Genomic DNA, 20,045 nt, shown 5'->3' with positions numbered 1-20,045 from the left:
CCTGTCTCCAGATCGTCTCCGCGGGCGGGGTCAGACGTGCGTCTTGGCCAGCAGTTCCAGGATCTCGGCGGTGGTGCCCGTCTCGCCCAGGCGCGGGAAGATCCGCTCGACGCTGCTCCGGTGGGCCTCGGGGTCCAGGTCGCTCATGGCGTCGGTGGCGAGTGTGACGTGGTAGCCGTGCTCGTGCGCGGCGCGGGCGGTGGACTCCACGCCGATGCTGGTGGCGATGCCGGTCAGCACGATCTGCGTGACACCGCGGCGGCGCAGCTGGACATCGAGACCGGTGCCGTGGAAGGCACCCCAGTTGCGCTTGGTGACGGTGATGTCGCCGGGGTGACCGGCCAGTTCGGCGACCACGACGTCCCAGCCCTCCGGGAAGGCGCCGCCAGGGCGGGAGACCTCGGTACGGCCGGGCACCGTGTCCGCCCCGTCGGCGGCGAACGAGACCCGGACCAGCACCACGGGCAGATCGCGGGCGCGGAAGGCGTCGGCGAGTTCGGCCGTACGGGTGACGACATCGGCGCCGCTGTGCGGCTGGACGGGCGCGGCGACGATGCCCGCCTGGAGGTCGATCACCACGAGGGCGGTGCGCGGGTCGAGGGCGGTGACGGTCATGGGATCAGGCCTTTCGTTGCGGTACGAGGGTGTCGAGTGAACGGTCGGGGAGAGCGGACGCCAGGAGCAGCGTCGATCCGGCGAGCATGAACAGGGCCAGGTCGTGCATCCCGGAGGTGTCGGCGCGGTGGGGGAAGAAGGCCGCGTCGGCGGCGGACGCGGCCAGCGCGCCGAGGTAGCCGAAGGTGCGCAGCAGCCCGGCGGCCGAGGCGGTGCGGGCCGGCTCGGCCTGGCGGTACAGGGCGTTCTGGACGGCGAGTCCGAGGAGGCCCTGCGGCACGCCCATCACGGCTCCGACCAGGACCAGCGCCCACATCGGGGTTCCGGCGCCGACCAGCAGCAGTGCGGCGCAGCCGGCCATCTGCAGAAGGCTGCCGACGACGAGCTTGCCCCGTACGGCCTCCCGGCGACCGGTGACGGCGGAGACGGCGAGCGCGGTGGCCGACAGCGACAGCAGCACCAGTCCCGCCGTCGCGGCGCGCAGACCGCGCCCCTCCTCCAGCCACTGAGTGAAGCCGTACAGGAAGGCGTACGAGGTCGTGTAGGCCAGCAACTGGCGCGCATACGTGACGATCAGCGGGACGTTGCCGCCGAGGACGCGCAGGTCGACGAACGGGTCGGGCACCCGCAGCTCCCGCACCGCGAAACCCGCCGCGGCGACCGCGGACAGGACCGGCAGGTACCAGCGGTCGAGCCGCAGGCCCGTCAGGAAGATCATCAGCGAGACCAGCATGACCGCGAACAACGCCATGCCGGGCAGGTCGACACCGTGTCCCCGGCCCGTGGTGCGCCCGGGTGTCCTCGGCAGACGGCGCGCACCCAGGACAAGACAGGCGACGGACAGCGGCACGTTGACGGTGAAAACGGCCCGCCAGCCACCGAGGCCGATCAGCAGACCGCCGAGGGCGGGGCCGATCACGGCCACGACCTGGTTGGCCATGGCGAGCGCGGTCAGTACCCCCGCCGGGCTGTCGTGACCCGTGCGCTCGGCCTCGCTGCGGGTCAGCTGCATGGCCGCCGGATACGCCGCCGACGTCCCGAAGCCGAGCAGCACGCGCGCGCCGATGAGCGCGCCGAGCGAGGGGGCGAGCGCGCCGAGGAGCCCGGCGATCCCCACCAGACCCGTACCGGTCAGATAGAGGCGACGCGGCCCGTACATGTCCACGAGCCGCCCGACGACCGGCTGCCCCACCGCGGTGGCCAGGTACAGGGCGGACACCAGCCACACCGTCTCGGCCGGCGGCGCACCGAAGGCAACCCCGATCGGTACCAACGCCACCGCGATCATCGAGGAGTTGATCGGGTTGAGGACCGAACCGAACAGCATCGGCGCAATGAGCCGCCGGTCGAACCCGGCGGGGGAGGGACGGGCGGTCCGCGCGCCTCCCCCGATGCCGGAGAGCCGACGTATCACGGCTGCGTGAGCCGTTCCAGCAGCGCGAGCCCCTCGAGGACCGTCCGCCGTTCGTCCTCGGTGTAGCGGTCCTGCAGCGCCCGGGCCAGCCATTCCTCACGGGCCTGCTGGTCACCCTCGACCCGCAGGCGGCCCGCGTCGGTCAGGGTGACGAGCTGGCGGCGGCCGTCGTCGGGGTCGGGACTGCGTCGGATCAGCCCCTGCCGGTCCAGCGCGGCGAGCGTGGTCGCCATCGACTGCGGTCGCACACCCTCCGCCGTGGCCAGCGCACTGGCCGTGGCGGCCCCGTGCTTCGCCACCAGAGTGAGCGCGGAGACCTGGGGCGGCGTGAGCTCGTCGTCCTCTGCGACCTCCCTGATGCGCCGCCGCAGCCGACTGACCACCACTCGCAGATCGCGTGCCGCGCGGGCGGCGGACTCGCCGATGCCCTCGGAAGGATCGGTGGTCTGTTCATCCATGCCACGACCATAAAACCGAAAGGCGAAACTGTCCAGTTCAGGCTGAACAGTTTTCCCTGTAGATCGGCTGCCGTGCGCTCAACTGGGCACGAGCACCCGACAGGCGGAATCGCGCCGGTCAACTCCTCCTTGGCGCACCCCGCGCGCGACTGCAACGCCTGGACGTCGACACCGACCCGGTCGTCCTGGCCCACGCCCGGGCGCTGCTCGTCCCGGCACCTCCACTGGCACTCCAGCCCCGGGGACCGCCCCGCTCTAGGCTGAGCCCGTGCGCCTTCTGCTGACGACCGACACCCACCTCCCCAAACGCGCCAAGCAGCTGCCCGAGCCGCTCCTGGCCGAACTCCCGCGCGCCGACGTCGTGTTCCACGCCGGGGACTGGGTCGACACCGCCACCCTCGACCTGCTGGAGGAGCGCTGCCGCAGGGTCGTCGGCGTGTACGGCAACAACGACGGACCGGCGCTGCGAGCCCGGCTGCCCGAAGTGGCGTACGCCGAACTCGGCGGAGTGCGCTTCGCGGTCGTGCACGAGACGGGCCCCGCTCAGGGCCGGGAGGCGCGCTGTGCCGCCCGGTTCCCCGACGTCGACGTGCTGGTCTTCGGGCACAGTCACATCCCCTGGGACACGACCGCCCCCGGCGGCCTGCGCCTGCTCAACCCCGGCTCCCCGACCGACCGGCGCCGCCAGCCCCACTGCACCTACATGACCGCCACGGTGGCCGACGGCCTCCTCGCGGACGTACAGCTGCACCGCCTGCCCGCGAGGTAATCACCGGTTTCGGGCCTGCGGGGCGGGGCACCCGGCAGCGGCGGCCGTACGTGCGTATCCGGCATCCGGCGGCGTTGTCAGACCCTCCTGTTACCAAGGAACCATGACTGGATCACCGGCCACGCTTCTGCGGCGCGCGGTGAGCCCCGCACGGCACGAGGGCTCGCCGCGCACCGTCCTGTTCGTCATGTGCACCGGGTACTTCCTGGTGCTGCTCGACGTCACCATCGTCAACGTGGCGCTGCCCCGCATCGGTTCGGGCCTCGGCACCGACATCGGCGGCCTGCCGGGGGTACCCCCTCTGGGGGAGGGTGGTGGACGGCTACGCGCTGGCGCTCGCCGCCCTCATGCTGACCAGCGGGACGGCCGGGGACCTGTACGGGCACCGGCGTGTGGTCCTCGCCGGACTCGTCGTCTTCGGCGCCGGCTCGCTGGCCTGCGGACTCGCCCCCGGTGTCCCCGTCCTGGTCGCCGCCCGGGTGGTCCAGGGCGCGGGGGCGGCGCTGCTGCTGCCGGGCACGCTGGCCATCATCAGCCGTGCCTTCCCCGACGACGCGGCACGTGCCCGTGCCATCGGTGTCTGGGCCGGCACGGGCAGCCTGGCGCTGCCCGCCGGACCGCTGCTCGGTGGTGCCCTCACCGAAACCCTCGGCTGGCGGGCGATCTTCCTGCTGAACGTGCCGATCGTGCTGGTCGCCCTCGCGTGGTCCGCCGCGATCGTGCGGGAGAGCAGGGAGGAGCAGGCCCGGCGTCTGGACGTGCCCGGACTGCTGCTCGGCAGCCTGCTGCTCCTGGCGACGACGTACGCCTTCATCGAGGGCGGACGATCCGGGGCCGACGCCCCGCAGGTGCTTGCGGCCGCGACGCTCGCCGTCCTCGCCGTGCCGGCGCTGGCCGTCGTCGAACTGCGTCGCGGGGACGAGGCGATGCTGCCCGTTCCGCTGCTGAGGCGACCCGCCTTCGACGCGGCGAACGTGGTGGCCGGGATCATGAACATGGGCACGCTGGGCACGCTGTTCGTGCTGATGCTGTTCCTGCAGTCGGTCCAGGACCGCTCCGCGCTGCTCGCGGGCGCGGCCGTGATACCGCTGTTCGCCCCGCTCGCCGTCATCGCGCCCTTCGGCGGGCGCGTCACCAGCCGGATCGGGTCGCGACTTCCGGCTGCCGCGGGTCTGCTCGTTGCCACGGCCGGGCTCGCCCTCCTCGCCCTGGCCGCACCGCACTCCTCGTATCTCGTCCTGCTGCCCGCGTTCCTGCTGTGGGGCATCGGCATGGGCCTCCTGACTCCCGCGGTCGTCGCCGCGGCCATCGCGGCCGTCCCGGCCCAGCGGTCGGGGCTGGCCTCCGCGATGAACAACACCGCACGTCAGACCGGCGGTGCGATAGGCATCGCGGTGGCGGGCGCGGTCGCCGGACAGCCCGATGACGAGACCCGTTTCGTACGGGGCTTCCACGCCGTCGCCCTCGGAGCCGCGGGCCTCTACGCGGCGGCCGCGGTGCTCGCCCTGCTCGTGCTGCCGGGCGCTCTGCTTCCGGGCGGCGAGAGGTGACGTGAGCAGGCGCAAAGTCCGGGCCGCTGCATGCAGCTGCGAGCGGCCCGGGCGCTGCGAGTGTGCGCTGTCACGGACCTCCTTCCCGCAGAGGTGCTGTGTCGCGGGGGCGTGCATGCCCCATAGGCCGCCGCCTACCCCTCGGACGGCACCCCACACCCAGAAAACCGTTGGACGTCCAGCGGTCGCCGCGCTGAGATGGACGGCGTGCTGATCGACGCAACTCTCGTACGCCGTCTGCTCGTTGCCCAGTTCCCGCAATGGGCCCATCTGCCCCTCGCCCCGGTGCCGCAGTCCGGCATGGACAACGCCACCTTCCGGCTCGGCGACGAGCTGTCCGTGCGTCTGCCGCGCTATGCGCACTGGGTCGGCCAGGTGGAGCGCGAGCACCGCTGGCTGCCCCGCCTGGCCCCGTACCTTCCGCTGGCCGTCTGCGAGCCCCTCGCGATGGGGGAACCCGGCGAGGGCTACCCGTATCCGTGGTCCGTGTACCGGTGGCTGGACGGCGAGACGGCGGCCACCGACGCCCTGGCCGACCCGGTCGGCACCGCCCTCGATCTCGCCGAGTTCATCACCGCGCTGCAGGCCGCCGACCCCACCGGCGGCCCCGGCCCCGAGCAGAGCAACGCCTTCCGCGGTGTGCCGCTGGGCGACGAACGTGACTCCGTGGCCGCTCAGGCCCGTGTGCGGCCCAAGCTCGAGGCGCTGAAGAAGGCGGGCCTCGTCGATGTCGACGCGGTGACGGAGGTGTGGGAGGCGGCCCTCGCCGCGCCCGCCTGGGAGAAGCCGCCGGTGTGGATCCACGGCGACCTCGACGCGGGCAACCTCCTGACGCGGAACGGCCGGCTGAGCGCGGTCATCGACTTCGGCACGCTGGCCGTGGCCGACCCCGCCGTGGACCTGGTACCCGCCTGGAAGTTCCTGCCCGCGCGGGCGCGGGACGTCTTCCGTGAGGCGGTCGGCGCCGACGCCGCGACCTGGGCGCGGGGCCGCGGCTGGGCCCTCGCCGGATCGCTCCCGGTACCCGACGACCCCTTCTTCCGGGACCACCCGGCCCGGATCACGGCAGCGCTGAAGCACCTGGAGGCGATCCTCGCGGACTACCGGGGCGACGCGGGCTGAGAAAGAGGAAAGAGGGGATCAGCCCCGCCGCCACCGCCGTACCCGTGTGAACACGACCGCCAGCACGACGGCCGCCGCGACCGCCACCGCCGCCCGCTTGGCCACCGGCACCCCGGCCGTACGGAACAGGTCGAGGGGTTCGGTCTCCTCCGGCGGCTCGGCCACCACCGCGGCAGGCTCGGGCTCCACGATCCGCTCCGCGAGGCACTGGGCGAACTGCCCGACGAGCCGGTCGCCCACCTCCGCCATCACACCGCGCCCGAACTGCGCCGGACGCCCGGTCACCGTCAGATCGGTCCGCACCGACACCGCCGTACCGCCGTCGCGCTCGCTCAGAGTGCCGGTCACCGTGGCGCGTGCGGTGCCCTGGCCGCGGGTCTCCCGGCCACTGGCGATCAGCACCATGCGGTGCGCCGTCTCGTCCTGCTCCTCGAAGACGGCCGTTCCCTTGTACGTCACGGTGATCGGGCCCACCTTGACCTTCACCGAGCCGGTGACGGTCTTGCCGTCGTACTCCTCGACGGTCGCCCCGGGCATGCACGGGGCGACCCGCTCGATGTCGAGGAGCGTCCGCCAGGCGTCGTCGACCGGGACCGGCACGGTGAACTCGTGGTGCAGCTCCATGGCTTCCTCCAACGGGCGTTACGTCGACGGATGGATGGCCCCTGCGGTGGCCGTCAGCGGGGCGCCGCTGCCGCCCCAGCGCAGCGCGACGATCTCGGCGGCGACGGACACGGCGACCTCCTCGGGCGTACGCGCGCCGAGGTCGAGGCCGACGGGGGAGCGCAGCCGGGACAGTTCGCTCTCGGTGAGCCCGGCGTCGAGCAGGCGTTTCATGCGGTCGTCGTGGGTGCGGCGGCTGCCCATCGCCCCGATGTAGGCGGCTGGCCGGCGCAGTGCCTCCTCCAGCAGCGGCACGTCGAACTTGGGGTCGTGGGTGAGGACGCAGATCACCGTGTGTGCGTCGGTGTCGGTGCCCCGCAGATAGCGGTGCGGCCAGTCGACGATCACCTCGACGGCGTCCGGGAAGCGTTTGGGCGTGGCGAAGACCGGGCGGGCGTCGCACACGGTGACCCGGTAGCCGAGGAAGCTGCCGATGCGGGCGACGGCGGCCGCGTAGTCGATGGCGCCGAAGACCAGCATGCGCGGTGGCGGGGCGAAGGAGTGCAGGAAGACGGTGACCGCGTCCTCGCGGCGCTCGCCGTGCGGGCCGTAGTGGCGCAACCCCGTGGCCCCCAGGGCGAGTTCGCCGCGCGCGTCGGCGGTCACGGCCACGTCCAGACCGGCGGTGCCCAGCGTGCCGGACACCTCGTCCGGCCAGACGGCGAGGGTGGCCCCGATGCGGGCGGGCCCGTCCGTGACCGTCGCGACGGTCACCGGGCGGCCCTCGGCCACCGACCGTGCGACGGCAGCGAACCCCGGGTCTGTCTCCTGCGTGACGGGCCGCACCAGCAGCGTGATCTCACCGCCGCAGGTGAGTCCGACCGCGAACGCGTCCTCGTCGCTGTAGCCGAAGGTCTGCAGGCGTGCCTCGCCGGTCTCGACGACCTCCTGGGCGAGCTCGAACACCGCGCCCTCCACACAGCCCCCGGACACGCTGCCCACAACCTCGTCACCGGGCCCCACCGCCATGGCCGCACCGGGTTCACGCGGTGCGCTGCGGCTCACGGCGACCACGGTCGCCAGGCCGAACGGGACCCGGGTCGCGTACCACTCGCTCAGCGTCGGGAGAATCTCACGCACGATCCGCTCCTTCCACGGGCGCCGGTCCGGCCCCGCGCACCACCGCCGCCAGACGCTCCAGCGCGGCCAGACTGTGCCCCTCCACGAAAGCGTCCACGCTCGGCAGCGCCGCCGCCATCCCGGCGGCCACGGGTGCGTAGCCGGGGCGCGCCTTGCGCGGATTGGCCCAGATCACCCGGTGCGACAGCCGGTGCAGACGGCGCATCTGGGCGCCGAGCAGCTCCGGATCGCCACGCTCCCACCCGTCGGACAGCACCACCACGACCGCCCCGCGCGCCATGCCCCGCTGCCCCCAGCGGTCCAGGAACTCGCGCAGCAGTTCCCCGAGCCGGGTGCCGCCGCGCCAGTCGGGCACGGCTGCCGCGAGCGCGGCCATCGCCAGGTCCGCGTCGCGGTGCGACAGCTCGCGGGTGACCCGGGTCAGCCGGGTGCCGACGGTGAACACCTCGGTACGGCTGCCGCGGGCGGCCGCATGTGCGAACCGCAGCAACGCGTCGGCGTAGGGCGCCATCGAGCCGCTGACGTCCACGAGCAGGACCACGCGCCGCGGCCGGTCCGCCCGGGTGTGCTGCCGCAGCCGGGCCGGTTCCCCGCCGCGCCGCAGCAACTCGCGCACCGTCCGGTGCGGATCGACCGCCCCGCGCCGCGCCGGCCGCCGCCGCGCGGTGCGCCGCACCTCGCCGGGCAGCGCGAACGCGGCCAGCAGTCGGCGCAGTTGCTCGCGCTCGGGGGAGTCCAGCCCGGCGATGTCACGGTGCCGCAGGACCTCCGAGGAACTGGCGAGCGCCGCGGCGGGCGGTGCCGGCTGCTCCTCGTCGCGAGCGGTCGTACGGGGCAGCGGCCCCTCCCGCGCGGCCAGCCGCGGCCGGGGCGGGGCAGAAACGGTCACCGTCCGCCCGGCGGGCGCGGCGCCGCCGAAGTAGGCGGCGAACACGCGCTCGTAGCGTTCCAGGTCGTCCCGCCCGCCGCACAGGGTCAGCCGCCCCGCCCAGTACACGTCCGCCCGCATCCCGGCCCGCAGTTCGTCCACCGCCCGCACAAAGGCGTGCACCCGCTCGGCGCTCGCGTCGACCCCGGCCGCGCGCAGGGCGCGGGCGAAGCCGAGGAGGGCGGCATCGGCACGGGCGCCCGCGGCGGGCCCGGCGAGCGGATGAACCGGGCCGCCGGTCGACACGCCCCCGTGGGCACTTCCACCTTCCCGCCCCGGCGCATCGGCGCGTCGGCCCCGCACCTCAGCGGCGCGGACGCGCCCACCTGCATGCGGGGCCTGTGGCCGGTGTCCGTCGGTCTGCCCCCGTCCCCCGCTCTCCGCCCGCCCCACACCGCCGCCCACTGCGCTCACGCCCCCCGGGCCGCGAGCACCGCCGCCAGATCGAGCCCGCGTGCCCGGTCCGTGTCCTCCCGGTACTTCAGCACCGAACCCAGGGTCGCCACGGCCAGCTCCGCGTCCACCTCGCTCGCGCCCAGCGCGTCCAGGGCCTGGGCCCAGTCGATCGTCTCGGCGACGCCCGGCGGCTTCAGCAGGTCCTGCGACCGCAGCTCCTGCACCAGCGCGGTCACCTGCTCCGCCAGCCGAGCCGAGACGGCCGGCAACCGCCGCCGTACGATGGCCAGTTCGCGGGCGAAGCCCGGATGGTCGAACCAGTGGTACAGGCACCGCCGCTTCAGCGCGTCGTGCACCTCGCGGGTGCGGTTGGAGGTCAGCACCACCACCGGCGGCACCTCGGCGCGCAGGGTGCCCAGCTCCGGGATCGTGACCGAGAACTCCGACAGCAGCTCCAGCAGGAACGCCTCGAACTCGTCGTCGGCGCGGTCGATCTCGTCCACCAGCAGTACCGACGGCTGTGTCTCCAGCGCCTTGAGCAGTGGCCGGGCTACCAGGAAGCGACGGTCGTACAGCTCGCCCTCCAGGCGGTCGGCGTCCCTCACGCCGGCCGCCTCCGCGGCCCGCAGGTGCAGCAGCTGACGCGGGAAGTCCCAGTCGTACAGCGCCTGCGAGGCGTCGATACCCTCGTGGCACTGCAACCGGATCAGCGGTGCGTGCAGCGCCTCGGCCAGAGCGGACGCGAGGGCCGTCTTGCCGACGCCCGCGTCGCCCTCGCAGAAGATCGGCCGGTGCAGCCGCAGGGCCAGGAAGCAGGCGGTCGCCAGCTCGTCGTCGACGAGGTATCCCGTCTCCTCCAGACGGGCCCGTACCTGCTCGGGGCCGTTGAGGTCCGCGCTCGGGCCGTGCTCGTGCGTGATCGTCCCTCACCCCATTCCGGCCGCCGCAAGGACCGCCCGCCGGGTCAGCACCCGTGCCAGATGCGCTCGGTACTCCGGCGAGGCCGACATGTCCTGCGACGGCCTGCTGCCCTCGGCCGCCGACTCCACGGCCCGCGCGACGGCCTCCGCGTCCCCGGCGCCGGTCAGGGCGTCCTCGGCCGCCGACGCACGCAGTGGGGTGGAGCCCATGTTGGTCAGACCGACCCGCGCCTCGGCGATGTGCCCGTCGTCGCGCCGCACCAGTGCCGCCACGCCGACGATCGCGTACGACTGCGCGGAGCGGTGGAACTTCTCGTAGTGGAAGCCCCAGCCGTCCGCCTTGGGCACCCGCACCTCCACCAGGAGCTCGTCGGGCGCGAGCGCGGACTGCAGGTAGTCGACGAAGAAGTCACGGGCCGCGATGGTGCGCCGTCCGCCCGGTCCCTGCGCCACCAGCTCGCCGTTCAGCGCCAGCACCACCGCGGGCAGGTCCGCGGCCGGATCGCCGTGTGCGAGCGAACCGCCCAGGGTGCCCCGGTGCCGTACGGCGGGATCGGCGACCGTGACCGTTGCGGACGCGAGCAGGCCCGCGTGCCGGCGCACCAGCGGATCGTGGATGACGTCGTGGTGCGTGGTCATCGCGCCGATGACCAGCGTGTCGCCGTCCTCGCGCACCCCGCGCAGCTCGGGGATGCGGCCGACGTCCACGACGAGCTCGGGGAAGGCCAGTCGCAGCCTCAGCAGCGGCAGCAGGCTCTGCCCGCCGGCCAGCACCTTCGCCTCCTCGCCTGCGTCGGCGAGGGTGCGTACCGCCTCGTCGACGTTCGCCGGCCGGGCATAGTCGAATGCCGGAGGAATCATGCCGGGGCCCCCTTACCGAACTGACCGGACTGACCTGACTGATCGGACTTGCCGGACTGACCGGATCGAGCTGACTGACCGGCCTGGATCGCCCGCCAGATCCGCTCGGGCGAACAGGGCATGCGCACGTCCCGCACCCCCAGCGGCCGCAGCGCGTCCACGATCGCGTTGACCACGGCGGGCGTGGACGCGATCGTGCCCGCCTCACCGACTCCCTTGACCCCCAGGGGGTTCGAGGTGGCGGGCGTCTCGGTCCGCTCGGCCGTGAAGTCGGGCAGATCGGGCGCGGCGGGCACGAGGTAGTCGGCCATCGTGCCGGAGACCAGGTTGCCCTCGTCGTCGTACACGGCCTCCTCGAACAGTGCCTGCGCGATGCCCTGCGCGAGTCCACCGTGCACCTGCCCCTCGACGATCGTCGGGTTGACGACCTTGCCGACGTCGTCGACGCAGACGTAGGAGCGGATTCGCGCCTGCCCGGTCTCGGTGTCGACCTCCACCGCGCACAGGTGGGTGCCGTGCGGATAGGAGAAGTTTTCCGGGTCGACCAGATGCTCGGCGTTGATGCTGGGCTCCAGGCCGTCCGGCAGGTCGTGCGAGGTGAACGTCTCGAAGGCGACCTCCTGGATGGTCTTGCGGGCCTCCGGGGAGCCCTTCACGGAGAACACCCCGCCCGTGAAGTCCAGGTCCTGCTCGCTGGCCTCCAGCAGGTGCGCGGCGATCTTCCGGGCCTTGTCGACCACCTTCACCGCCGCGTGGTGGACAGCCGTTCCGCCCACCACGAGCGAGCGTGAGCCATAGGTGTCCATGCCCTGCGGTGCCGCCTTGGTATCGCCGTGCACGACCTCGACGTCCTCGAACGGGACACCCAGCACATCGGCGGCTATCTGGCTCCAGCTGGTCACATGGCCCTGTCCGTGCGGGCTGGTGCCGGTGACCACCTCGACCTTGCCGGTCGGCAGCATCCGGATGGTGGCCGCCTCCCAGCCGCCGGCCGCGTACCTGAGGTCGCGCAGCACCCGGCTCGGCGCGAGCCCGCACATCTCGGTGTACGTCGACACGCCGATGCCGAGCCGTACGGTGTCCCCGTGGGCGATGCGATCGGCCTGCTCGGCGCGGAGCTTGTCGTAGTCGAACAACTCGAGGGCCTTCGCCGTCGCCGCCTCGTAGTGTCCACTGTCGTAGGTCAGGCCCGCAATCGAGGTGTACGGGAACTCCTCGTGCCGGATCCAGTTCCGGCGCCGCAACTCCACCGGATCCAGGCCGAGTTCGGCGGCCAGCTCGTCCATGATCCGTTCGATGGCGAACGTGGCCTCCGGGCGCCCGGCGCCGCGGTAGGCGTCCGTGGGCGTCCGGGTCGTGAAGACGCCGGTGCAGGTGAAGTCGTAGGAGTCCATCTTGTAGATCGCCGGGTACATGAACGCGCCCAGGATCGGGATGCCCGGAGTGACCAGCATCAGGTAGGCGCCCATGTCGGTCAGCAGGTCGACCTTGAGGCCGAGCAGCCTGCCGTCGCGGTGGGCGGCGATCTCGATGTCCTGGATCATCCCGCGGCCGTGGTGGGTGGCGAGGTAACCCTCGGAGCGGGACTCGGTCCACTTCACCGGACGGCCGAGACGGCGGGCGACCGCGAGCGCGAGGGCCTCCTCGCCGTAGACCTGGAGCTTGGAGCCGAAGCCGCCGCCGACGTCCGGGGCGACCACTCGGATCTTGTGCTCGGGGGTGCCTGTGACCACCGCCATCATGACCCGCAGGATGTGCGGGATCTGCGTGGACGAGTACAGCGTGTACTCGCCGGAGGCGGCGAGCGGGGTGACGACGACCGCGCGCGGCTCCATCGCGTTGGGGATGAGCCGCTGCTGGTGGTAGCGGCGCTTCAGGGTCACCTCGGCGCGCTGCCGTACGGAGTCGAAGTCCTCGCCCGTCTTCAACGGCCAGACGTAGCAGCGGTTGGTGCCCTTGTCGGAGTGGACCAGCGGGGAGTCCTCGGCGAGCGCGGCTTCCAGGTCGAGGACCGGGGGCAGCGGCTCGTAGTCGACCTCGATCGCCTCCAGCGCGTCGGCGGCCGCGTACCGGTCGCGGGCGACCACGACCGCCACCGGGTCGCCGGCGTGGCGCACCTCGTCCACGGCGATGGGCGGGTGGTCGGGCAGCACGATGTCCTCGGTGACCGGCCAGGCGCAGGGCAGCGAGCCCAGGCCCTCGGCGAGGTCGGCGCCGCTGAACGCGGCGATGACACCGGGGCGTCGGCGGGCCGGCGAGACGTCGACGCCTGTGATGCGGGCGTGCGCCATGGGGCTGCGCAGGATCGTCATGTGCAGCAGGCCGTTCACGCTGATGTTGTCGGTCCAGTTGGTCTGCCCGGTGATCAGCCGGGCGTCCTCCTTGCGCGGCCGGGCGCGGCCGACCTCGCCTGCCACCGTCTGGTCGGTCATGCCGGGACCTCCTCTTCGGCGGCGGCCTGTACGGCCCGCACGATGTTCTGGTAGCCGGTGCAGCGGCAGAGGTTGCCCTCGAGGGCGTGCCGGATCTCGTCCGCGGTGGGGTGCGGGTGCTCGCGCAGCAGATCGCGTGCGGCCATCAGCATCCCCGGGGTGCAGTAGCCGCACTGGAGGGCGTGCTTCTCGTGGAAGGCGCGCTGCAGGGCGGTCAGCTCACCGTCCTGGGCCAGCCCCTCGACCGTCGTCACCTCACCTCCGTCCGCCTGGACGGCGAGCACGGAGCAGCTCTTGACGCTGACACCGCCCAGCTCCACCGTGCACGCCCCGCAGTTGGAGGTGTCGCAGCCGATGGGGGTGCCGGTCAGACCGAGGCGGTCGCGCAGGTAGTGGACCAGGAGGAGACGGGGTTCCACGTCGTCCTCGTACGTCGTGCCGTCCACCTTCACCGAGATGTGGGTCATGTGCCCTCCCAGGATCACGGGACGTGATGTGCGTCACTCTAGGACCGGTTCACGGAGGGGGCGAGGGTCGAGGAGCCATTGGTTGAGCGTTAATCCGTTGCCGCCGTGGCATCGGAACTGCTGCACTTCATGTGCTGTGTCACCGCACCGTCCAGGAGAAGCAATGCGAGCACCGTTCATGTCCGCCCAGGAAGGAATGACCCACTCTTCAAAGGACATGACGCTTCGTGCACTTGCTCAACCTCGGTATCCTCGCGCACGTCGACGCAGGTAAGACCAGCCTGACCGAGCGGCTGCTGCACTCGGTCGGAGTGATCGACGAGCCCGGCCGTGTCGACGACGGGAACACCCGCACCGACACCCTCGCGCTGGAGCGGCAGCGCGGCATCACCATCAAGTCCGCCGTCGTCTCGTTCGCGATCGACGACGTGACGGTCAACCTCATCGACACCCCCGGCCACCCGGACTTCATCGCCGAGGTGGAGCGGGTGCTCGGAGTGCTCGACGGCGCGGTTCTCGTCGTCTCGGCCGTCGAGGGTGTCCAGGCGCAGACGCGCGTCCTGATGCGGACGCTGCAGCGGCTGCGCATCCCGACCCTCCTGTTCGTCAACAAGATCGACCGCCGCGGGGCGCGGTACGACGGCGTACTGCGGGAGATCTCCGAGCGGCTCACGCCGGCGGTCGTGCCGATGGGGACGGTGAGCGGACTCGGTACACGCGATGCCCGCTTCCTGCCGGGGCTCGCCCCGACGGCGCTCGATGCGCTGGCCGGCCAGGACGACGAGCTGCTCGCCGCCTATGTGGAGGGCAGCGACCCGTCGCATGCCACCCTCCGCGCGGCCCTCACCACCCAGACCCGTCAGGCCCTGGTCCACCCCGTCCACTTCGGCTCGGCCATCACCGGCGCAGGCGTGAGCGCCCTGGTCACCGGCATCAAAGAGCTCCTGCCCCCGGCCGACGGCGACCCCGACGGGCCGGTCTCGGGCACCGTCTTCAAGGTCGAGCGGGGCCCGGCGGGGGAGAAGGTGGCGTACGCCCGTATGTTCTCCGGCACCCTGCGCACCCGCGACCGGATCCCCTTCGGCGAGGCCCGCACCGAGGGAAGGGTCACCGGGATCAGCGTCTTCGAGCACGGCGCGGACGCCCGGGCGGACGCCGTCCCCGCCGGACGGATCGCCAGGCTGTGGGGCCTGACCGACATCAGGATCGGCGACGCGCTCGGCGAACCCCGCAAGGCCCCCGAGCACTTCTTCGCTCCTCCCACGCTGGAGACGGTGGTCGTCCCGGGCCCGGGCGTCGACACCCGAAAGCTCCATCTCGCGCTCACCCAACTCGCCGAACAGGACCCGCTGATCGACCTGCGCCACGACGAGGTGCGCCAGGAGACCTCCGTGTCCCTCTACGGCGAGGTCCAGAAGGAGGTCGTCCAGGCCACCCTCGCCGAGGAGTTCGGGCTCGACGTCACCTTCCGGGAGACCACGGTCATCTGCATCGAGCGGCCGACGGGGCCGGGAGCGGCGGTCGAGTTCAACAAGAAGGACCCGAACCCGTTCCTGGCCACCGTCGGCCTGCGCGTCGACCCCGCACCGGCCGGCTCGGGCGTGCGGTTCCGCCTGGAGGTGGAGCTCGGCGCCATGCCGTACGCCTTCTTCAAGGCCGTCGAGGACACCGTCCGCGAAACCCTCGGGCAGGGCCTGCACGGCTGGCAGGTCACCGACTGCACGGTCACCATGACCCACTCCGGCTACTCGCCCCGGCAGAGTCACGCCCACCAGGGCTTCGACAAGAGCATGTCCAGCACCGGCTACGACTTCCGCGGCCTGACCCCGCTGGTCCTGATCGAGGCACTGCGCCGGGCAGGCACCCGGGTCCACGAGCCGATGCACCGCTTCCGCCTCGAAGCCCCGGCCGACACCCTCGGCGCCCTGCTGCCGGTACTGGCCGCCCTGCGTGCCGTGCCGCAGACGACCCGGACGCAGGGCGCCGCCTGCGTCCTGGAGGGTGCCGTCCCGGCCGGCCGGGTGCACGAACTGGAGCAGCGGCTGCCCGGACTCACGCGGGGTGAGGGCGAGTTGGAGAGCGCCTTCGACCACTACGCACCGATCACTTTCGGAACGGTTCCCGAACGTCCGCGCACCGACCACAACCCCCTCAACCGCAAGGAGTACCTGTTGAACGTGACGCGTCGCGTGACGGGCTGAGGTGGCTGAGAAGGAACGCTCCTCGAAAATCCTGAAACTTACTCAAGAGTCAGAAGTATTGACGGTGTCCGGAAATCACCGGACTGTAGTGGACATGCCGAATATTCGGACACGTCTGCTCCTTGTGCTGGTTGTCCTCTTCGGATCCCTGACGGTGGCGGGCGCACCCTCCGCCACCGCCGCGACCCTTCCCGACTCCCTCTGGTTCGACGAATCCCCCCTGACCGTGCAGAACGGCAGATTCGTCGACGGCAACGGCCGCGAGGTCGTGCTGCGCGGCTACAACGTCTCCGGCGAGACCAAGCTGGAGGAGAACAGCGGCCTGCCCTTCGCCTCGGTCGCCGACGCGAAGAAGTCAGCGACCGCGCTGCGCGCCCTCGGCGGCGGCAACTCGGTCCGCTTCCTGCTGTCCTGGGCGCACGCCGAACCCACCCGCGGCACCGTCGACACCGCCTACCTGGCCGCCGCCACCGCGCAGATGCAGGCCTTCCTCGACGCCGGCGTCCGCGTGTACCCCGACTTCCATCAGGACCTCTACTCCCGCTACCTCTTCAACTCCGGCAGCTGGTACACGGGCGACGGCGCCCCCAAGTGGGCTGTGGCGCTGGGCGGTTACCCGCAGGAGTCGTGCGGGATCTGCCTCTTCTGGGGCCAGAACATCACCCAGAACCAGGCCGTGACCAAGGCACAGTACGACTTCTGGCACAACAACTACGGCCTGCAGGACGCCTTCCTCGCCACCGCCCAGAAGACCATGGCGTACGTCGAACAGCACCTGAGCGACGCCGAGTTCGCGGGCATCGTCGGCTTCGACCCCTACAACGAACCCTTCGCGGGCGGGTACGACTCCGGCCAGACCAGCCGCGGCTGGGAGCAGAACCTGCTGTGGCCCTTCTACCAGAAGTTCCGGGCCCGGATGGACGCGGCCGGCTGGCAGGCCAAACCGGCCTTCGTCGAACCGAACCTCTTCTGGAACTCCAACATCGACTCCCAGAAGCAGGAGGGCGGACTGCTGGACGCCGGCACGCTCGGCCCGCGCTATGTCTTCAACACCCACTTCTACGACCAGAAGGCCATCTCCGGCATCCTGATGTGGGGCAACGCGTCCGACGGGCAGTACGCGAACGACTTCGGGACGATCCGCGACCGGGCCTCGGCCGCGGGGACGGCCACCGTGGTCAGCGAGTTCGGCCAGCCGCTGTCCGGATCGGTGGCGGGCAAGGCCCCCACGGTCGACAAGGCGATGTACCAGGCCCTCGACTCCCGGCTGCCGGGCTCGAGTTGGTGGTCCGGCCCGTCCTCGTCCGGACCCGTCCTCTCCGGCAACCAGTGGCAGTGGGACATCTACAACGGCCGTCACCACGAGCTGATGAACGACAACCCCGACAAGGTCCAGACGTCGGGTGACGCCTGGAACGACGAGGACCTCTCCGCCGTGAAGCTCGACGACTCGGGCGCGGTGACACTCCGTCAGGACGCCCGGCTCCTCGACCGTATCTACCCGAGTGCCACGGCCGGTACGACGCTCGCCTTCACCTACGAGGACCGCTCACGCGACGGTTCCACGACCCTGACCTGGAACCCGGTGCCGAGTTCACTGCCGAACGTGTCCCAGCTGGTCGGCTCCGGCCAGTACGGGCTGCTGGTGTGGAGGTCGGGCAGCGGCACGGCGCCCACCGAACTGCACCTGCCCGCCTCGTTCCCGACCGCCACGACCACCGTCGTCTCCGACCTCGGCGCGGTCTACGGCCCTTCGGCGTACACGGCCTCCGCACCGGTCGCGGCGGCTCCCGAACCGGGTGGCACGGGCAGCCGGCGGCTCCTGCTCACCGACTCGGACTCCGGCGTCCTGCACTACGCGCTGGTGACCAACGGAGCAACGGCACCGTCGGCGAGTCTGCTCAGCGCGGCCAAGGCCGAACTGGCGACCTGGGCGGCGGCGCACTTCTGAGCCGGGGCTCGGGCGGACCGACAGGCCGACGGCGCCGGACCGCACAGTCCGGCGCCGTCGGTTTGGGGATCAGCTCGCGGACGGACCCGTCCAGCCGGCCTGTACATGGCCGAGCCGTACCCGCTGCGGATGGTCCCCGACCGGCACGGACGTGACCTTCTGGCCGGTCGCGAAGTCGATCGCCGTGACCTGGTCGGCGCCGCTCTCGGAGATGACGCAGTCCTTGCCGTCACCGCTGACCGTGGCCCAGTACGGGGTGGACGCGGTGACGAGCGGACCCTCCTGGAGGGTGGCCCGGTCGACGACGGTGGCGTAGTTGTCCATCGTTCCGGCGACGCACAGCTTGCTGCCGTCGGGGCTCATCGAGATGCCGTGGTGGCGCGAGTCCAGCAGCCAGGTGGTGCGGTCGGGGTTGGTCGCCGGGTTCGCCGGCAGCGTCTTCACCCGGGTGATCTTGTCGGCGGCGATGTCGTACTCCAGGAAGCCGTTGAAGAACGACACCTGGAAGTACATCTTCGACCAGTCGGGCGTGAAGGCGGCAGGCCGTACCGCGTCGGAGAAGTCCTTCAGGCCGATCGCGTCCAGCCGGTCGCGCATGTCGATGGTCCTGACCGTCTTGTACGTGGTGGCGTCTACGACGGTGATGTGACGGTCGCCCTTGGTCCAGTCCGCCGACGGGTCGTCGAGGGAGGTGGTGACCTCGCCGATCGACATGTTCCAGATGTACTTGCCGCCGTTGGTGAAGACGTTCTCGTGCGGCTTGTCCCCGGTGCCGAACTCGCCCAGTTCCTTGCCGGTGTTGATGTCCAGCACCTGTACCTTGTCGGCGGTGGACGCGGAGACGGCGACCTTGGTGCCGTCGGGGGAGACGGCCATGTGGTCGGCACGGTAACCGGCCACCGGGAAACGCCAGTTGATCTTGTCGGTGGCCAGGTCGATGGAGACGACGTCGGCGAAGCTGGGCCGGGAGACGACCACGGACGTGCCGTCGGGCGTGGAGTACATGTCGTCGACGTACTGGTCGTGGCCCTGGCCGACCTGGTTGCGGATGGCCGTGTAGTAGATCCACTTGATGGGGTCGGCGTTGATCTCCGCGATGCGCTGCGCCTTGTCGGGAACGACGTTGATCTCCCCGACCTTGGCGAAGTCGCCGGACGACTTCAGGACGGTGGCGGTGCCGTCCCAGTTGTTGCCCACGAACAGCACCTCGCGCAGCGCTGCGGGCGAGTCGGCGGTGGCGGCGGTCGCGGGCGCGGCGACGGTCAGGACGAGGGCGGCGGCTACGGAGCAGATGTGCCTGGATCTGAAGGCAGGCATGAGTGCTCTCTCTCCTCTGCGGACGGGGCGTGATGAGGGCATGCCAAAAGAAATGGAGGCCGAATCTGAAAACAGGTGCGTTCAGACTCTTACTTACTGGAAAGTAAGGAAGAGGTGCCCTTCTCCACAAGACTGCGTACACGACAAAATTGGCGGGGGCGGGCGACAAGGGAGGCTCAGTGGCGGGAAGGCTCAAGGCGCCGACCGGACGATACGGCGGCAAAACCGCCGCGGAACGGCAGGCCGAGCGGCGCAGGAGATTCCTGGACGCGGCGCTCGAACTCTTCGGCGGCGACCCCGGCTACCGCGCCACCACGGTCGCGGCACTGAGCGAGGCCGCGGGCCTGTCCACCCGCCAGTTCTACGAGGAGTTCCGCACCCTCGAGGACGTGCTGGCCGCGCTGCACCTCCAGGTCAACGACTGGGCCGAGGAGGCCGTCCTCACCGCGTTCGCCGAGGCGCAGGGGCTCCCGCTCGCCGAGCGCGTCACCGCCATCTTCCGCGCCTACGCCGGGAACGTCACCGGCGATCCACGCCGGATCAGGATCACCTTCGTCGAGATCATCGGCGTCAGCGCACGCCTGGAGGAACAGCGCCTGGCCCGCCGCTCCCGCTGGGTGGACCTCATCTGCGCCGAGGCGGACACCGCCGCCGCCCACGGAGAAGCCGCCCCCCGCGACTACCGCATCCCCGCGACGGCCTTCATCGGCAGCGTCAACGGGCTGCTGCACGACTGGAGCGCCGGCTGGGTGAACGCCACGCTCGACGAAGTGGTGGACGAACTGGTCCACCAGCTGCTGGCGATTCTGCGTCCGCCGGGATGGGCGACACCGACTGATTGAACGGCGCTGCCCCACCCCGGGCCTGTGACGACTTCTGCCGCCGATCGGCCGACGACACT

General features: G+C 71.6%; 17 protein-coding genes. 6 read left to right on the top strand and 11 right to left on the bottom strand.

Annotation, left to right across the window (positions count from 1 at the left end; genetic code table 11):
* Positions 1-30: 30 nt before the first annotated feature.
* Genes ACFY1U_RS32080 through ACFY1U_RS32070 form a run of 3 tightly spaced genes read right to left on the bottom strand, consistent with a single transcriptional unit; the run spans position 31 to position 2,487 of the window.
* A complete protein-coding gene (locus tag ACFY1U_RS32080; protein ID WP_390697632.1) occupies positions 31-615 on the bottom strand; it encodes a hydrolase in 585 nt (194 codons plus the stop codon).
* A gap of 4 nt (positions 616-619) precedes the next feature.
* Complete coding sequence (locus tag ACFY1U_RS32075; protein WP_390697631.1) at positions 620-2,029, bottom strand: MFS transporter; 1,410 nt, start codon at positions 2,027-2,029, stop codon at positions 620-622.
* A complete protein-coding gene (locus tag ACFY1U_RS32070) occupies positions 2,026-2,487 on the bottom strand; it encodes a MarR family winged helix-turn-helix transcriptional regulator (RefSeq protein ID WP_390697630.1) in 462 nt (153 codons plus the stop codon). Before ACFY1U_RS32070 ends, ACFY1U_RS32075 begins: the two co-directional genes overlap by 4 nt.
* Before the next feature lie 268 nt (positions 2,488-2,755).
* Between ACFY1U_RS32070 and ACFY1U_RS32065 the strand changes: the two genes are divergently transcribed.
* From ACFY1U_RS32065 to ACFY1U_RS32055, 3 genes are all read left to right on the top strand, one after another.
* Positions 2,756-3,256, top strand: a complete 501-nt coding sequence (locus tag ACFY1U_RS32065; RefSeq protein WP_390697629.1) for a metallophosphoesterase family protein — start codon at positions 2,756-2,758, stop codon at positions 3,254-3,256.
* Between the two features lie 314 nt (positions 3,257-3,570).
* Positions 3,571-4,806 carry an MFS transporter gene (locus ACFY1U_RS32060; RefSeq protein ID WP_390697628.1) on the top strand — a complete coding sequence of 412 codons (1,236 nt, stop codon included), beginning with the start codon at positions 3,571-3,573 and terminating at the stop codon, positions 4,804-4,806.
* Positions 4,807-5,004: 198 nt separating this feature from the next.
* On the top strand, positions 5,005-5,928 hold the full coding sequence (locus ACFY1U_RS32055; RefSeq protein WP_390697627.1) for an aminoglycoside phosphotransferase family protein: 924 nt from the start codon (positions 5,005-5,007) through the stop codon (positions 5,926-5,928).
* An 18-nt stretch (positions 5,929-5,946) separates the two neighbouring features.
* On the opposite strand, the gene ACFY1U_RS32050 is transcribed toward ACFY1U_RS32055, so the two are convergent.
* The 7 genes from ACFY1U_RS32050 to ACFY1U_RS32020 form a co-directional block, all read right to left on the bottom strand.
* Complete coding sequence (locus ACFY1U_RS32050; protein ID WP_390697626.1) at positions 5,947-6,552, bottom strand: SRPBCC family protein; 606 nt, start codon at positions 6,550-6,552, stop codon at positions 5,947-5,949.
* 18 nt (positions 6,553-6,570) lie between these two features.
* On the bottom strand, positions 6,571-7,671 hold the full coding sequence (locus ACFY1U_RS32045) for an XdhC family protein (RefSeq protein WP_390697625.1): 1,101 nt from the start codon (positions 7,669-7,671) through the stop codon (positions 6,571-6,573).
* A complete protein-coding gene (locus ACFY1U_RS32040) occupies positions 7,664-8,845 on the bottom strand; it encodes a VWA domain-containing protein (RefSeq protein ID WP_390697623.1) in 1,182 nt (393 codons plus the stop codon). The genes ACFY1U_RS32045 and ACFY1U_RS32040 overlap by 8 nt, the downstream gene beginning before the upstream one ends.
* 164 nt (positions 8,846-9,009) lie before the next feature.
* Complete coding sequence (locus tag ACFY1U_RS32035; RefSeq protein ID WP_390697773.1) at positions 9,010-9,915, bottom strand: AAA family ATPase; 906 nt, start codon at positions 9,913-9,915, stop codon at positions 9,010-9,012.
* Between the two features lie 6 nt (positions 9,916-9,921).
* Positions 9,922-10,776 (bottom strand): FAD binding domain-containing protein, encoded by an 855-nt coding sequence (locus ACFY1U_RS32030; protein ID WP_390697622.1) that lies wholly within the window; start codon positions 10,774-10,776, stop codon positions 9,922-9,924.
* Positions 10,773-13,208 (bottom strand): xanthine dehydrogenase family protein molybdopterin-binding subunit, encoded by a 2,436-nt coding sequence (locus tag ACFY1U_RS32025; protein WP_390697621.1) that lies wholly within the window; start codon positions 13,206-13,208, stop codon positions 10,773-10,775. Before ACFY1U_RS32025 ends, ACFY1U_RS32030 begins: the two co-directional genes overlap by 4 nt.
* A complete protein-coding gene (locus ACFY1U_RS32020; RefSeq protein WP_390697620.1) occupies positions 13,205-13,675 on the bottom strand; it encodes a (2Fe-2S)-binding protein in 471 nt (156 codons plus the stop codon). Before ACFY1U_RS32020 ends, ACFY1U_RS32025 begins: the two co-directional genes overlap by 4 nt.
* A gap of 227 nt (positions 13,676-13,902) precedes the next feature.
* Between ACFY1U_RS32020 and ACFY1U_RS32015 the strand changes: the two genes are divergently transcribed.
* Positions 13,903-15,876, top strand: coding sequence for a GTP-binding protein (locus ACFY1U_RS32015; RefSeq protein WP_390697619.1), 1,974 nt, complete (start codon positions 13,903-13,905; stop codon positions 15,874-15,876).
* Between the two features lie 94 nt (positions 15,877-15,970).
* Positions 15,971-17,827, top strand: a complete 1,857-nt coding sequence (locus tag ACFY1U_RS32010) for an endoglycosylceramidase (protein WP_390697618.1) — start codon at positions 15,971-15,973, stop codon at positions 17,825-17,827.
* A 69-nt stretch (positions 17,828-17,896) separates the two neighbouring features.
* Here ACFY1U_RS32010 and ACFY1U_RS32005 read toward each other — a convergent pair whose 3' ends face one another.
* Positions 17,897-19,144, bottom strand: a complete 1,248-nt coding sequence (locus tag ACFY1U_RS32005) for a YncE family protein (protein WP_390697617.1) — start codon at positions 19,142-19,144, stop codon at positions 17,897-17,899.
* Positions 19,145-19,323: 179 nt separating this feature from the next.
* Here ACFY1U_RS32005 and ACFY1U_RS32000 point away from each other — a divergent pair, with 179 nt between their 5' ends.
* Positions 19,324-19,986 carry a TetR/AcrR family transcriptional regulator gene (locus ACFY1U_RS32000; RefSeq protein ID WP_390697616.1) on the top strand — a complete coding sequence of 221 codons (663 nt, stop codon included), beginning with the start codon at positions 19,324-19,326 and terminating at the stop codon, positions 19,984-19,986.
* Positions 19,987-20,045: the final 59 nt, after the last annotated feature.

Origin of the sequence: Streptomyces sp. NPDC001351 (assembly GCF_042896045.1) — a bacterium.
Lineage (GTDB): Bacteria > Actinomycetota > Actinomycetes > Streptomycetales > Streptomycetaceae > Streptomyces.
The sequence above is the reverse complement of the archived record's forward strand: the minus strand, read 5'-3'. Positions and strand labels throughout refer to the sequence as shown.